This window comes from Streptomyces sp. NPDC001744, from assembly GCF_042892575.1.
Lineage (GTDB): Bacteria > Actinomycetota > Actinomycetes > Streptomycetales > Streptomycetaceae > Streptomyces.
In genome coordinates this window covers 320,837-333,341 of record NZ_JBIAUG010000001.1, presented here as the reverse complement: position 1 = coordinate 333,341, position 12,505 = coordinate 320,837, and the positions used below count along the sequence as shown (strand labels likewise).

Here is a 12,505-nt window from a genome sequence, read left to right as displayed (position 1 = left end):
TCCGTATCCGGGCCGCCCCGGCGCCCGCCGCTCCGTGGCCGCGTGCGCCACGGGCCGGGGCCCGTCCGGCGTCGGACGGGCCCCGGCCCCGTTTCCCGCGTGCGCCGCCTCAGGCGTCGGCCGCCCTGAAGCCCCGCAGCCGCAGGCTGTTGCCGACCACGAAGACCGAGGAGAAGGCCATGGCGGCGCCCGCGATCATCGGGTTGAGCAGACCGGCCGCGGCGAGCGGCAGGGCCGCCACGTTGTAGGCGAAGGCCCAGAAGAGGTTCGAGCGGATCGTGCCGAGCGTCCTGCGGGAGAGCCGGATGGCGTCGGCCGCCGTCCGCAGGTCGCCCCGGACCAGGGTCAGGTCGCCGGCCTCGATCGCGGCGTCCGTGCCGGTGCCCATCGCCAGGCCCAGATCGGCCTGGGCGAGCGCGGCGGCGTCGTTCACGCCGTCGCCGACCATGGCGACCGAACGGCCCTCTCCCTGGAGGCGCTTGACGACGTCGACCTTGTCCTGCGGCATGACCTCCGCGATCACCTCGTCGATGCCGACCTCGGCGGCGACGGCCTCCGCGACCGCCCGGTTGTCGCCGGTGAGCAGGATCGGGGTGAGGCCGAGCCCGCGCAGTCGCCGGATCGCCTCGGCGCTGGTCTCCTTCACGGCGTCGGCGACCTCCAGGACCGCGCGGGCCTTGCCGTCCCAGGCGACCGCGATGGCCGTCTTGCCGGCCTTCTCGGCCTCGTCCTTGGCGGACTTGAGGCCGGCGGGCAGCTCCATCGCCCACTCCTCGAGCAGCTTCTCGCGGCCGACGAGGACGGCGTGGCCCTCGACGACGCCCTGGACGCCGAGGCCGGGGACGTTGGCGAAGTCCTCGGGGGCGGGCAGGGTGCCGACCCTGGCGGCGGCGCCGGTGGCGACGGCCCGTGCGATGGGGTGCTCGGAGGAGTGCTCCAGGGCGCCGGCCAGGCGCAGGACGTCGGTCTCGTCGGTGTCCCCGGCGGTGTGGACCTTGATGAGGGTCATGCGGCCGGTGGTGACGGTGCCGGTCTTGTCGAGAACGATCGTGTCGACCTTGCGGGTGGTCTCCAGGACCTCGGGGCCCTTGATGAGGATGCCGAGCTGGGCGCCGCGGCCGGTGCCGACCATGAGGGCGGTCGGGGTGGCCAGGCCGAGGGCGCAGGGGCAGGCGATGATCAGGACGGCGACGGCGGCGGTGAACGCGGCGGTGAGGCCCTGTCCGGTGCCGAGCCAGAAGCCGAGGGTGCCGAGGGCGAGCGCGATGACGACCGGCACGAAGACGGCCGAGATCCGGTCCGCGAGGCGCTGGGCGGCGGCCTTGCCGTTCTGCGCGTCCTCGACCAGCTTCGCCATCCGGGCGAGCTGGGTGTCGGCGCCGACGCGGGTGGCCTCGACGACGAGCCGGCCGCCGGCGTTCAGGGTGGCGCCGGTGACGGCGTCCCCGACGTTGACCTCGACCGGGACGGACTCGCCGGTGAGCATGGAGGCGTCCACGGCGGACGAGCCCTCGACCACGGTGCCGTCGGTGGCGATCTTCTCGCCGGGGCGGACCAGGAAGCGGTCCCCGACGCGGAGCCCGGCGGTCGGTACGGTGACCTCCCGGCCGTCCTTCAGGACGGTGACCTCCTTGGCCCCGAGCTGCATCAGGGCCTTGAGCGCGGCGCCCGCCTTCCGCTTGGAGCGGGCCTCGAAGTACCGGCCCGCCAGGATGAAGGCGGTGACGCCGGCGGCGGCCTCCAGGTAGATGTTCCCGGCGCCGTCGGAGCGGGCGATCGTGAACTCGAAGGGGTGCGTCATGCCGGGCGTGCCGGCGGTGCCGAAGAACAGCGCCCACAGCGACCACAGGAACGCGGCGGTCGTACCGACCGAGATCAGGGTGTCCATGGTGGCCGCGCCGTGCTTCGCGTTGGTCCAGGCGGCCTTGTGGAAGGGCCAGGCGGCGTAGACGACGACCGGCGCGGCGAGCGTGAGGCTCAGCCACTGCCAGTACGTGAACTGGAGGGCCGGGACCATCGCCATGGCGATGACGGGAACGGCGAGCACGACGGCGGTCACGAGCCGCTGTCTGAGGGGCCGCAGCTCCTCGTCGGCCCTCTCCTCGTCGGAGGGGCCCGCGCCGGCGGTCTCGTCCTCCGGGGGTTCGGGCTCGGCGGCGGTGTAACCGGTGGCCTCGACGGTGGCGATGAGGTCGGCGACGCCGATGCCCGCGTCCGCGTCGAAGGTGACCTTCGCCTTCTCGGTGGCGTAGTTGACGGTGGCCTCGACCCCGTCCATGCGGTTGAGCTTCTTCTCGATGCGGGCCGCGCAGGAGGCGCAGGTCATGCCGCCGATGGCGAGCTCGACCCGGGCCGTGCCGGAGGTCGTCGTGGTCATGAGGTCTGCTCCTCGTGGGGTACGGGGCCGGAGGCCGGGGTCCGTCCGGTGCGGTACGGGCGGGCCCCGGTGGCCGGGGGTGGTGCGGTGGGCCCGCCGGGCCCACCGCCGGACCGGTCCCGCCGGAGGACCGGGTCCGGCGGCCCGGTCCGGTGGTGGGCCGGTGACGGATCAGGCCCGTCCGGTCAGTTCGTAGCCCGCCTCGTCGACGGCCGCCGCGACCGCGGCGTCGTCGGGCGCGCCGCCGGTGGTCACGGTCACCCGGCCGCCGGTGACGTCCACGTCCACGGAGAGGACGCCGGGCAGGGCGCCGACGGCCGCCGTGATCGCGGACCCGCAGTGGCCGCAGGTCATGCCGGAGACGGCGTAGACGGTGGTGGCGGTGTCGGCGGTCGCGACGGCGGCCGCCCCGTCCGCGCCGGTCGAGCAGCTGTGGTCGGGGGTGCAGCAGGAGCCCATGGCTTTCTCCTCGGTCGATTCTACGTCCTCGCATACCCTTGGGGGGTATCCGCTCACGACTCCATGTATACCCCCCTGCCGTATGAGGAGCAAGGGGGAGCGCCGACTTGACTTGGTACCCCCCGGGGGTATCGTGACGTGCATGGAAGGGGCCACCGCACGGCGGCCCGCGCCGCCCACGTACGGGAGAGCAGTCATGAACACCGGTGTGAGGATCACTGCCTATGCCGCCGCGCTCGCCGCGACCTTCGGGGCCGCGTACGGGGTCGGCAGGGGCGTCGGCCCCCTCGGCGGGCCGGAACGGGCGGAGCACGGCGCGCACGCGACCGCCCCGGCCCCCTCGAAGGACCCGGCGGCCGGCGGGCACGCGGGCCACGAGGAGGGTGCCGCCGCGGACGCGCCCGGCGGGCTCCAGATCTCGGACGGCGGCTACACCCTCGCCCTGGAGACCCCGACGCCCGCCCCCGGCAGGAGCGTCCTGAGGTTCTCCGTCAGGGACGCGTCCGGCGGGAGGGTCACCGCCTTCGCCACCGAGCACGAGAAGGAGATGCACTTCGTCGTCGCCTCGCGCGACCTCACCGTCTTCCGCCACCTGCACCCGGTGAAGGCCGCCGACGGCACCTGGACCGTGGAGGCCGACCTGCCCGCCCCCGGCGCCTACCGGGCCTTCGCGGACTTCAAGCCCGCCGCGCCGGGCGCCAGGGCCCTCACGCTCGGCGCCGACCTCTCCGTACCGGGCGAGTACGCCCCGAAGCCGCTGCCCGCCGCCGCGCCCACCGCGTCCGTGGACGGCTACCGGGTCCGGCTCGGCGGCACCCTGGACCCGGGAAAGCCAGGCGGGCTGCGGTTCACCGTCACCAGGGCCGGGAAGCCGGTCACCGACCTGGAGCCCTACCTCGGGGCGTACGGACACCTCGTCGCCCTGCGCGACGGCGACCTCGCCTACCTCCACGTCCACCCGAACGAGGGCGGACCCGGCCCGGACGTCTCCTTCACGGCGACGGCGCCCAGCGCGGGCGCGTACCGCCTGTTCCTCGACTTCCGGCACGGGGGCGAGGTGCGGACGGCGGCCTTCACGGTACGGGCGGGCGCGTCCGGAGCGGTTGTTTCCCCGGAGGGTGGCGACGGGCACGATGCGGGGGGCCACCCGCACGGATAGGGTGGACATTGGACTAGACCTGTAGCCGTCATTCATGGAGGAATGGGCTCGATGAGCAACCGTGCAGTCCTTGAGGTGATCGCCCTCGACGAGGAAGACGCGGTCGCCGCCCAGTCCGGCGGCGCCGACCGGCTCGAACTCGTCACCGACATGGCGGCGGACGGGCTCACCCCGTCCGGGGCCGGCTTCGCCGCGATCCGCGCCGCCGTCGACATCCCGCTGCGCGTGATGCTCCGCCTCGCCGACGGGTTCTCGTCCGGCGGCCCGGAGGGCGTCGAGGCCCTCGTGACGCGCGCCGCCGACCTCCGGGAAGCCGGCGCGGACGAGTTCGTCCTCGGCTTCCTCACCCCCGACGGCGAGCCGGACCTGGTGGCCGTCGAGCGGCTGGTCGCCGTCCTCGACGGCTGCCGCTGGACCTTCCACCGGGCGATCGACCGCGCCGCCGACCGCGACCGGCTGCGCAAGGAGCTCGCCGGCCTGCCCGGCCTCGACACCTACCTCACGGCCGGCGCCCCCACCGGCGTGGACGACGGCCTCGCCACCCTCGCGGCCGAGGCCGCCCGCACGGGCGAGCCCGGCTACGAGGCCCGGATCCTCGTCGGCGGCGGCCTGCGCCTCGACCACCTCCCCGGGCTCCGCGCGGCGGGCCTGGACGCCTTCCACATCGGCGGCGCGGCCCGCCCCGGGGGCTGGACGGCCCCCGTGTCGGCGGACGCGGTCCGCACGTGGCGCGAGGCGGTGGACGCGACCCCGGAGCCCTGAGGGACCGGGTAGCGGCGCTTCGCGGTCCCGCCGGACGCGCGCGGGCCGACGGGTCGACGGACCGGCGCGCGGCGCACGGCGCCGCCGCGCGGGACGACCGGCGGAGGGCCGCGAAAACGTGTCGCCGCCTCCCGCGCGGACGGCTAGCCTCGCCCGCGTGACCGCTCCCCGCACCCCTGACGCCGCCCTCGTCGAGCGCCTGATCGCCGCGCAGTTCCCCGCGTGGGCGCACCTGCCCGTGCGGGCCGTGGACTCGGCGGGGACGGACAACGCCATGTTCCGGCTCGGGGACGACCTCGCCGTACGCCTGCCGAAGGCCGAGTGGTCCGGGGAACACGCCGAAAAGGAGCGGTACTGGCTGCCGCGCCTCGCCCCGCACCTGACGCTGCCCGTCCCCGTGCCCGTCGGACACGGCGTGCCGGGGGAGGGGTTCGACCGGCCCTGGTCGGTGTACGGATGGCTCGACGGGGACGACGCGTACCGCGCCCCGGTCACCGATCTCGCCCACGCCGCCGTCGCGTTGGGCCGCTTCGGCGTCTCCCTGCGCGCGGTGGACGCGACCGGCGGCCCGGCGTCCTTCCGGGGCGGCCCGGTCACCGACTGGGAACGGGGCGCCATGAAGCCGGCGACCGAGGCCCTCGGCGCGGACGGCACGCTCGACGCCGCCGCCGTCACGGAGGCGTGGGAGTCGGTCCTGCGCCTCCCGCCGTGGCGGGGCGCCCCCGTCTGGGTCCACGCCGACCTGCTCCCCGGCAACCTCCTCACCAGGAACGGCCGTCTGCACGCCGTCATCGACTTCGGCGGCCTCGGCACGGGGGACCCGGCCTGCGACATGATGGCCGCCTGGAGCCTCCTCACCCCCGGGACCCGCCCCCTCTTCCGGGAGGCGTCCGGGGTCGACGACGCCACCTGGGCGCGCGGCCGGGGCTGGGCCCTGTGCTGGGGCGTGGTGACCGAGTACCACTACGGCGGCGCGCCCGGGCCCGGCACCGCCCCGGTCCCGAACCCCGTCCTGGCCGCCGTCGCCCGCAGGACCTGGACCCAGGCCCTGGCCGAATACGCGTAGCGGGCCGGGGAGGGCGGCTCCGGACCGCCGCCGCCCTCCTCTCGGGGCCGGACCCGTGTCACACCTCCGTGGTACTCCTGTCCCATGAGCCAGTTCCGCGACTTCAACCTCAAGCTGCTCGTCATCGAGGAGCTCATGTACGGCCCCGAGCCGCTCCTCCCGGTCTACGACCTGTTCGCGCGGCTGGCCGCGCGGGGGATCGGCGACCCGGCGTCCCACGTCCTGGAGAACGGCCTCCACGAGGAGGTGCTGCCGGAGTCCCGGGCCCACTTCGAGGCCCTGGAGATCCCGGCCGAGCTGCTCGCCCGCGTCGAGGAGCTGTGCTTCGACGCCGGGGCGGAGGTCTTCCGGCACTGCGCCCCCGCCTGGGACGGCGAGGACGACCTGTTCGACGTCCGCTCGCTCGACGACCTCGCCCTGCTGCCCCACCTGCGGGAGGTCACCTTCGTGGAGGACGGCGTCCTGGCCGTGCCGGACGCGGCCGGGATCTTCGCCGCGCGCGGCATCGAGACCGACTGAGCCCCGGCGCCGGGGCTTGCCGCCTCCGGACCACCCGGGAACCCCTCTTCCCCGCCTCGGACCAGGACGTTTCCCCCGGGCCTCTTCGGTCGGCCCCCCACGGCAGGGTGCCCGGCCGACAGCACGGAACAGCGGCCTTCGTTGCCGGTTCGGGGCAATGACCTCACGCCCTTTCCCCTGTCGGCCTGCGGTCCATGAACGAGGTGGAGCCGGCAAGGGGAAAGAAATGGGCCGCACGGGCGCTGGTTCTCCTGGTCGGAGCGCTCGCCACGCTCTTCACCGCCTTCCTGCCCGTCGGAACCGTGCTGGTGGCACGACGCATCGGACCTTGACCCGAGCTGCCCGGCCACGACCTGAAAGAGGGCCCGACCCGCCACGAACAACACGAAGGGCTGGACCGACAGGTCCAGCCCTTCGTCATGCCGGGGCGGGGCCCCCGGCCGCGACTCGTCGGAGGGACGACGGCGCCGCCGTGTCCCCCACGCCCCTCATCCCGGGTGGTGTCCGGGCGTCAGAGGCATTTTCCGCTCAGCCAGGACTTCAGCTCCTTGGGCCACGTGGTGACCATCGCCTGCGAGGAGACGGGCGTGGCGAACTGGTCCAGCTTCTCCTGCCACGTGGCGTACTGGGCGGAGGCCGGCGGAGCGGGCTCCTCCCAGCCGACCGCCGCCGAGTCGACCCAGCGGGGGTGGCCGGTGGGCGTGGCGCCGAGCCCCGCGGCCGTGAGGCGCTTCGTGAGTTCGGCCTTCAGGTCGGTGTTGTCGGCACCCGTGTAGATCATGATCTTCTGCTTCGCGACGCGCTCGCTGATGGGGGCGATGACCTCGTTCCACGCGGTCTCACGGATGGACGCGTTGGTGTTGAGCAGCGACTGCCCGGCCTCGCCCTTGAGCTCCACGAAGGCGGCCATGTTCTGGGCCCTGGCGCTGTCGAGCCATTCGCGGAAGGTGTACACGGTCTCGCCGGCGTACGGTCCCCGGTCGATCGTGCGGCCCTTCAGCTGGTCGGAGCCGGTGGCCCACCAGATGTCCGTGATCTTGGCATTCGGTCCCGTGAGGCCCCTGGTCGTGCTGTTGTGCCACATCACGCCCTTGGTGCCGTCCTTGGTGAGCTGGAGGTCGGCCTCCACGCCGCCCGCTCCCCAGCTCTTCTGCTCCGCGAGGCCCTTCGGGTGGTTCGGCTGACGGATCTGGTCGCGCTGCCAGGCGTTCTCCCCGGTGGGGTAGCCGCCGTGCCCGTAGACGACCGGGCAGACGGGCAGGGGCGGGGGGGCTGCTGTAGCGCTCGAACATGTGGACCCGGGCGAGGGACCAGCCCTTGGGCTCCGACCAGCTGTGCAGGGCGTCGCCGAGCGTGCCGTCGGCCTTGGCGACGAAGGTGATGGCCTTCGCCCGGGTGTCGCTGTAGCCGTAGAACGTGGCGAGGTCGTCGCGCCCGTCACCGTTGTAGTCGCCGGTGACGGGGCGCATCTGGGACCGCTCGTACCACCCCGGCACGGCGTTCAGGAGCTCACGCCGGTTGCCGAGCTTCCCGGTGGCGTCGAGGGAGAAGCCGATGAGGGCGTCGTGGCCGTCGGCGTAGTCGTACCAGGCGGCGATGTCGTCGCGGCCGTCACCGTTGAAGTCGCCGGCCTCGGCGGTGATGGCGTCGAACGTCCAGTTGCCGGGGGCCACGGCCCAGGAGGCGAAGTGGGCGGCGAAGGTGCCGTCGCCGGTGCCGAGCCAGGTGAGGAGGGAGACCCGTCCGTCGTCGTAACCGTAGAAGGCGGCGACGTCGCCCTTCCCGTCCCCGTTGAAGTCACCGGTGACGCGCTTCATGTGCTCGGCCCAGAAGTTCCCCGCGGGGGACTGCCACGCCCTGTTGGGCGCGGCGAAACCGCCGTCCGCACCGGCGAGGAAGGCACGCATGCCGTCGTCGCCCCCGGCGTAGTCGTACCAGGCGGCCATGTCGCTCCGGCCGTCGCCGTTGTAGTCGTGGCGGGGGCCCCGGGGAACCGCCCGCACGGTGGACACCCCCGTTCCGTCCCGCTGGGCGGCGGCGGATCCGACGTACGGGAAACCGGTCGGTCCGCCGGAGGTGCCGGTGGTGGACGGGGCAGCCGCCGGCACCTCCCCGCCCGCCATCTCGCTCGCGCTGCCGCTGCCCGTCTGCAGGCCGAGCAGGGCGCACAGGGCAGCGGTGCCCACGACGCCAAAACGTTTCTTCATTCGGATGTTCATCACCCACATTCGCCGTGACTTCTCGTCACTGGGCGGGAACGCGTCCGCGGTTCACGGGCGCGCGTCGCTCGGCCGCCCGGAGAAGACGACCCCGGCCGCCGGAGGACCCCCCTCGGCCGGGCAAAGTCGTCGCCGATTAAATCACCGGCACCTCGCCGTGGACAGGCGCCCGCCGTACATGAACGGGGCGGTGAACGACCTCCTCCGTCGCCGTCCCTTCACCCCGGGGCCGTCCGGCGTTCTCCGCAGCGGATGGGCGCCCCGGGGCCCTCACGCCCCCCGGGACGGGGGATCGGCCACCAGTTCCACCTCGAAACCGTCGGCGTTCTCCAGGTACGCCGCGTAGTGCCCCTCGCCGCCCGCGTACGGATGCCGGTCCGCGAAGAGCAACCGCCAGCCGTGCGCGGGGGCCTCGGCGGCCAGGGCGTCGACGGCGGCCCGGTCGCCCGCGTGGAAGGCCAGGTGGTTCAGGCCCGGCCGGAGCCGGTCGTGCACGTCCGACGTCCGGGCCGGGGACGCCTCGACCACCAGGTAGAAGGAGCCGAGCGCCCAGCTCCGGCCGCCCTCCCACCGCTGGAAGGGCACGTACCCGAGCGCGCCGAGCAGCCACCCGAAGTCCGCCTCGGCGCGTTCCAGGTCGCCCACCCACACCTCGACGTGGTGCGGGGCGCCCGCGCTCACAGCTCGCCCAACTGCTCGGGCAGCGGCGCCGCGTGCACCACCGTCAGCCCCGACACCGCACGCGTCAGCGCCACGTACAGCCGCCGCAGGCCCGTGCGTTCGTCGGGTTCGCCGTCCACGACCGCCGCCGGTTCGTCCAGGACCACGTAGTCGTACTCCAGGCCCTTCGCGAGCGACGCCGGCACCAGGGTCAGCCGGGACTCGGCCGTCGTCTCCTCGCCGGGGGAGAGGTGCGGGAGCCCGGCCGCCGTCAGCGCCTCCGCGAGCGGCGCGATCCGCGCGTCGGCGGCGATCAGGCCGGTCGAGCCCTCGTGGCCCAGCGCCTCGGCGCAGGCCGCGACCACGTCCGCGTCCAGGTCCTCCGTGCGCCGGACCACCAGCGAACCCGGGTTGTCCCGGACCGACTCCACCGCCGCGAGCCCCGGCGACATGTGCGGAAGCAGCCGCGAGGCGTACGCGATCACCTCGCGCGGCACGCGGAAACCGGCCGTCAGCTCCTCCACCACCGCCTCCGGCTTCCCCAGGTGCCCGAGCGCCTGCGCCCAGCTCTCCGTCGCCCACGGCGTCGTCCCCTGCGCCAGGTCGCCCAGGACCGTCGCCGAACCGGTCGTGCAGCGGCGGCCCACCGCCCGGTACTGCATGGGGGACAGGTCCTGCGCCTCGTCCAGGACCACGTGCCCGAGCGAGTGCGTCCGCTCCACCAGGTCCTTCACCTCGTCCACGAGCACCGCGTCCGCCGCCGACCACTTCGCCGTCCGCACGCTCCGGGCCGGCTTCTCCCACAGCAGCAGCTTCCGCTCGTCCTCCGTGAGCAGCCCCTCCGCGTGCGCGGCCAGGAACTCCGCGTCGCCAAGGAGCCGCAGCACCAGTTTCGCCGGGTCCACCGGCGGCCAGCACGCCTTCACGAACGCCTTCACCGCCGGATTCCGCGCGACCGCGTTCTGCACCCGGTCGTCCGGCGCCTCGCCCGCCTGCTCCATCCGTACGAGCACGGCGTGCGCGACCCGCTGCGGAAGGGCCTCGCGGGCCGCTCCGTACCGGATGTCGCGGTCCAGCAACTCCCTTACGATCTCCTGCAGTTCGTACGCGGGGACCCGCCAGCGGCGCGAGCCGCGCACCACCGTCAGGGGCTCCTCCGGCAGCGTCACGTGCGAGCGGACCGCCCGCCGCAGCACCTGCGCCATCCGGGCGTCGCCCTTCACGACCGCCGTCGCCGCCGTGTCCGTCCCCCGTACCTCCACGTGCGCCACGAGGTCGTCCACCGTCGCCTGCTTCACCTCCAGCTCGCCCAGCGCGGGGAGCACCTGCTCGATGTAGTGGAGGAAGGAACGGTTCGGCCCGACGACCAGGGTGCCGGTGCGGGCGAGCCGCTCCCGGTGCGCGTAGAGGAGGTACGCGACGCGGTGCAGGCCCACGGCCGTCTTGCCGGTCCCGGGTCCCCCCTGCACGCACACCGAACCCGAGAGGCCGGACCGGACGATCTCGTCCTGCTCGGGCTGGATCGTCGCCACGATGTCCCGCATGGGGCCCACGCGCGGCCGCTCGATCTCCGCCTGGAGCAGCCGGCTCGTCCGCTCCAGCTCCTCCGGGTCGGACAGGTGCTCGTCCTCGTACGCGGTCAGCTCGCCGCCCGTGTACCCGAAGCGGCGCCGCAGCCCCACGTCCTGCGGGTCCTTCCGGGACGCCCGGTAGAACGGCTGCGACACCGGGGCGCGCCAGTCGATCACCATCGGGTCGCCGGCGGCGTCGTGGACGTGCCGCCGCCCGATGTAGACGGTGCCGATCGGGTCGTCTCCGGCGACGGGCTGCCCCTCCCGCGTGGTGTGCAGGTAGTCGAGGCGCCCGAAGAAGAGCGGGGTCCCGGAGAGGTCGGCGAGCGCCTTGATCCGGTCCTCGATCTGCCGCTCCAGGACGGCCGCGTTGACCCAGTTCGCGGTGACGTCCTTGATGTCCAGCGCCTGCACGTCCTCGCGCATCGCGCGCAGGGCGGCGCGGGAGGCGGCCAGATGGGCGCGTTCGCGCGCGAGCGGATCGCCGGCGGACGACTGCTGATCGGGATCGGGATCGAGGTCGGGTGCGGACACGGTGGAGCCTCCGGGGCGGACGCGCGGACACGGCGAAGTGGCCGCCGGTTTCCGACCGGACGGCGGCGCTCCACGGAGGGAGGCGGGGAAGCTGGCGAGTGTAGACCCTGGGGAGGGCCGGGGGCGAACGGCTTTTCCGCCGGTACGGGCGTCCCGTACGGGTTCCGGGTACGGCCCGCGCGAGGTCCGGCGTGTGTCCCTTACGGGTTCCGCGCACGGTTCCGGGCGAGGCCCGGCGCGCGCGTCCCGTAAGGGTCCGGCGTACGGCCCCGCGAGACCTGGCGCACGCGTCCCGTAAGGGCCCGGCGTACATCCCGTAGGGGACGGCGTAGCTCTCACGTCCGACCCCGACCCCTCCCCGGTTCACCCCTCAGGGCGACGTGCGCGGCATGCCCGGATTCCACCATGGAGACATGTCCGCGACCGCCTTCCCCCTCGTGACCGCCGCTTTCCGCACCCGCCGCCCCGGCCTCGCCCTGCGCGCCCTGCGTGCCTTCGGCGGCGCGGCGGCCGGGGTCGTCCTCCTCGGCGACTACGGCCCGCCGGAGGCGGGGGTGCGCGACCCCCGTCCGAGGTACGTGCCCGAACGCGCTTCCGCCTGAGTACGCGCACCGCCCGGCTGAGTACCGCGACGCCTGCCACCGCCCCCGCCCGCCCTGGTGGGATCGGGGCATGACGACGCCGACCCACCCCACCGGCCCGACCGACCCCATCGGCCCGACCGACCCCATCGGCCCGACCGTGCAGACCGGCCCCACCGCGCCCATCGGCCCGACCGCGCCCACCGCGCCCGGCACCCGCGCCCTGCGCGTCCTCGCGCTCTGCGGGTTCCTCCTCCTCGCCGGGTGCCTGGTGCTCACCGCCGCCTTCGGACTCGTCGACGCCGTCGACGGCGACGGCGTGGGCGGCGGGTTCCTCACGGCCGGCTTCTGGGCCCTGGCCCTCGGCTGCCTCGCGGGCGCGGCGGCCCTCGCCGCACCCCGCCGCGCCCTCGTCGCCGCCCAGTACGCCCTGGCACTCGCCGGCCCGGTCCTCGCGGCTCTGGACTAGAACGCGGTCCGGCGGGCCTCCGCCGCCGCCGGCGGGCTCGTACGCGTGCGGTTCGTCGGAGAGCGGCCCTCCGGCGGCGCCGTCGAGGAGCGCGCGCCTGGCACCCCCGTGCGCCCCGCCGGCCCCCGC

12 protein-coding genes are annotated in these 12,505 nt (G+C 74.6%); 6 read left to right on the top strand and 6 right to left on the bottom strand.

All coding sequences use genetic code 11. The features are described 5' to 3' along the window. Positions 1 to 109 precede the first annotated feature (109 nt). Positions 110 to 2,377 (bottom strand): heavy metal translocating P-type ATPase, encoded by a 2,268-nt coding sequence (locus ACFYZY_RS01630; RefSeq protein ID WP_388688550.1) that lies wholly within the window; start codon positions 2,375 to 2,377, stop codon positions 110 to 112. Between the two features lie 171 nt (positions 2,378 to 2,548). Continuing rightward, positions 2,549 to 2,836, bottom strand: a complete 288-nt coding sequence (locus tag ACFYZY_RS01625; RefSeq protein ID WP_388688548.1) for a heavy-metal-associated domain-containing protein — start codon at positions 2,834 to 2,836, stop codon at positions 2,549 to 2,551. Positions 2,837 to 3,032: 196 nt separating this feature from the next. On the opposite strand from ACFYZY_RS01625, the gene ACFYZY_RS01620 reads away from it, so the two are divergent. From ACFYZY_RS01620 to ACFYZY_RS01605, 4 genes are all read left to right on the top strand, one after another. Beyond that, the gene (locus tag ACFYZY_RS01620; RefSeq protein ID WP_388688546.1) at positions 3,033 to 3,995 is read left to right on the top strand and encodes a hypothetical protein; all 963 of its coding nucleotides are present in this window, start codon (positions 3,033 to 3,035) and stop codon (positions 3,993 to 3,995) included. Positions 3,996 to 4,046: 51 nt separating this feature from the next. Then, positions 4,047 to 4,757 carry a copper homeostasis protein CutC gene (locus tag ACFYZY_RS01615; RefSeq protein WP_388688544.1) on the top strand — a complete coding sequence of 237 codons (711 nt, stop codon included), beginning with the start codon at positions 4,047 to 4,049 and terminating at the stop codon, positions 4,755 to 4,757. A gap of 157 nt (positions 4,758 to 4,914) precedes the next feature. Continuing rightward, positions 4,915 to 5,823: an aminoglycoside phosphotransferase family protein gene (locus tag ACFYZY_RS01610; RefSeq protein ID WP_388688542.1), complete on the top strand. Its 909-nt coding sequence runs from the start codon at positions 4,915 to 4,917 to the stop codon at positions 5,821 to 5,823. An 84-nt stretch (positions 5,824 to 5,907) separates the two neighbouring features. After that, complete coding sequence (locus ACFYZY_RS01605) at positions 5,908 to 6,342, top strand: DUF6892 domain-containing protein (RefSeq protein WP_388688540.1); 435 nt, start codon at positions 5,908 to 5,910, stop codon at positions 6,340 to 6,342. Between the two features lie 511 nt (positions 6,343 to 6,853). Here ACFYZY_RS01605 and ACFYZY_RS01600 read toward each other — a convergent pair. The 4 genes from ACFYZY_RS01600 to ACFYZY_RS01585 form a co-directional block, all read right to left on the bottom strand. Continuing rightward, entirely contained in the window at positions 6,854 to 7,252 is a 399-nt protein-coding gene (locus ACFYZY_RS01600) for a hypothetical protein (protein ID WP_388688539.1), read from the bottom strand. Beyond that, complete coding sequence (locus ACFYZY_RS01595) at positions 7,182 to 8,549, bottom strand: FG-GAP-like repeat-containing protein (protein WP_388688537.1); 1,368 nt, start codon at positions 8,547 to 8,549, stop codon at positions 7,182 to 7,184. The genes ACFYZY_RS01600 and ACFYZY_RS01595 overlap by 71 nt, the downstream gene beginning before the upstream one ends. A 282-nt stretch (positions 8,550 to 8,831) precedes the next feature. After that, a complete protein-coding gene (locus ACFYZY_RS01590) occupies positions 8,832 to 9,242 on the bottom strand; it encodes a VOC family protein (RefSeq protein WP_388688535.1) in 411 nt (136 codons plus the stop codon). Then, positions 9,239 to 11,326: a HelD family protein gene (locus tag ACFYZY_RS01585; RefSeq protein ID WP_388688532.1), complete on the bottom strand. Its 2,088-nt coding sequence runs from the start codon at positions 11,324 to 11,326 to the stop codon at positions 9,239 to 9,241. Before ACFYZY_RS01585 ends, ACFYZY_RS01590 begins: the two co-directional genes overlap by 4 nt. Before the next feature lie 413 nt (positions 11,327 to 11,739). Between ACFYZY_RS01585 and ACFYZY_RS01580 the strand changes: the two genes are divergently transcribed. Both ACFYZY_RS01580 and ACFYZY_RS01575 read left to right on the top strand, forming a co-directional pair. Further along, the gene (locus tag ACFYZY_RS01580; RefSeq protein ID WP_388688529.1) at positions 11,740 to 11,928 is read left to right on the top strand and encodes a hypothetical protein; all 189 of its coding nucleotides are present in this window, start codon (positions 11,740 to 11,742) and stop codon (positions 11,926 to 11,928) included. 70 nt (positions 11,929 to 11,998) lie between these two features. Next, the gene (locus ACFYZY_RS01575) at positions 11,999 to 12,376 is read left to right on the top strand and encodes a hypothetical protein (protein WP_388688526.1); all 378 of its coding nucleotides are present in this window, start codon (positions 11,999 to 12,001) and stop codon (positions 12,374 to 12,376) included. The last annotated feature ends 129 nt before the right edge of the window (positions 12,377 to 12,505 follow it).

What these genes read in the sequence shown, in the direction of transcription:
- ACFYZY_RS01630 (WP_388688550.1), bottom strand. Translation starts at nt 2,377, where the DNA reads ATGACCACGACGACCTCCGGCACGGCCCGGGTCGAGCTCGCCATCGGC.
- ACFYZY_RS01625 (WP_388688548.1), bottom strand. Translation starts at nt 2,836, where the DNA reads ATGGGCTCCTGCTGCACCCCCGACCACAGCTGCTCGACCGGCGCGGAC.
- ACFYZY_RS01620 (WP_388688546.1), top strand. Translation starts at nt 3,033, where the DNA reads ATGAACACCGGTGTGAGGATCACTGCCTATGCCGCCGCGCTCGCCGCG.
- ACFYZY_RS01615 (WP_388688544.1), top strand. Translation starts at nt 4,047, where the DNA reads ATGAGCAACCGTGCAGTCCTTGAGGTGATCGCCCTCGACGAGGAAGAC.
- ACFYZY_RS01605 (WP_388688540.1), top strand. Translation starts at nt 5,908, where the DNA reads ATGAGCCAGTTCCGCGACTTCAACCTCAAGCTGCTCGTCATCGAGGAG.
- ACFYZY_RS01600 (WP_388688539.1), bottom strand. Translation starts at nt 7,252, where the DNA reads ATGGCCGCCTTCGTGGAGCTCAAGGGCGAGGCCGGGCAGTCGCTGCTC.
- ACFYZY_RS01595 (WP_388688537.1), bottom strand. Translation starts at nt 8,549, where the DNA reads ATGAAGAAACGTTTTGGCGTCGTGGGCACCGCTGCCCTGTGCGCCCTG.
- ACFYZY_RS01580 (WP_388688529.1), top strand. Translation starts at nt 11,740, where the DNA reads ATGTCCGCGACCGCCTTCCCCCTCGTGACCGCCGCTTTCCGCACCCGC.
- ACFYZY_RS01575 (WP_388688526.1), top strand. Translation starts at nt 11,999, where the DNA reads ATGACGACGCCGACCCACCCCACCGGCCCGACCGACCCCATCGGCCCG.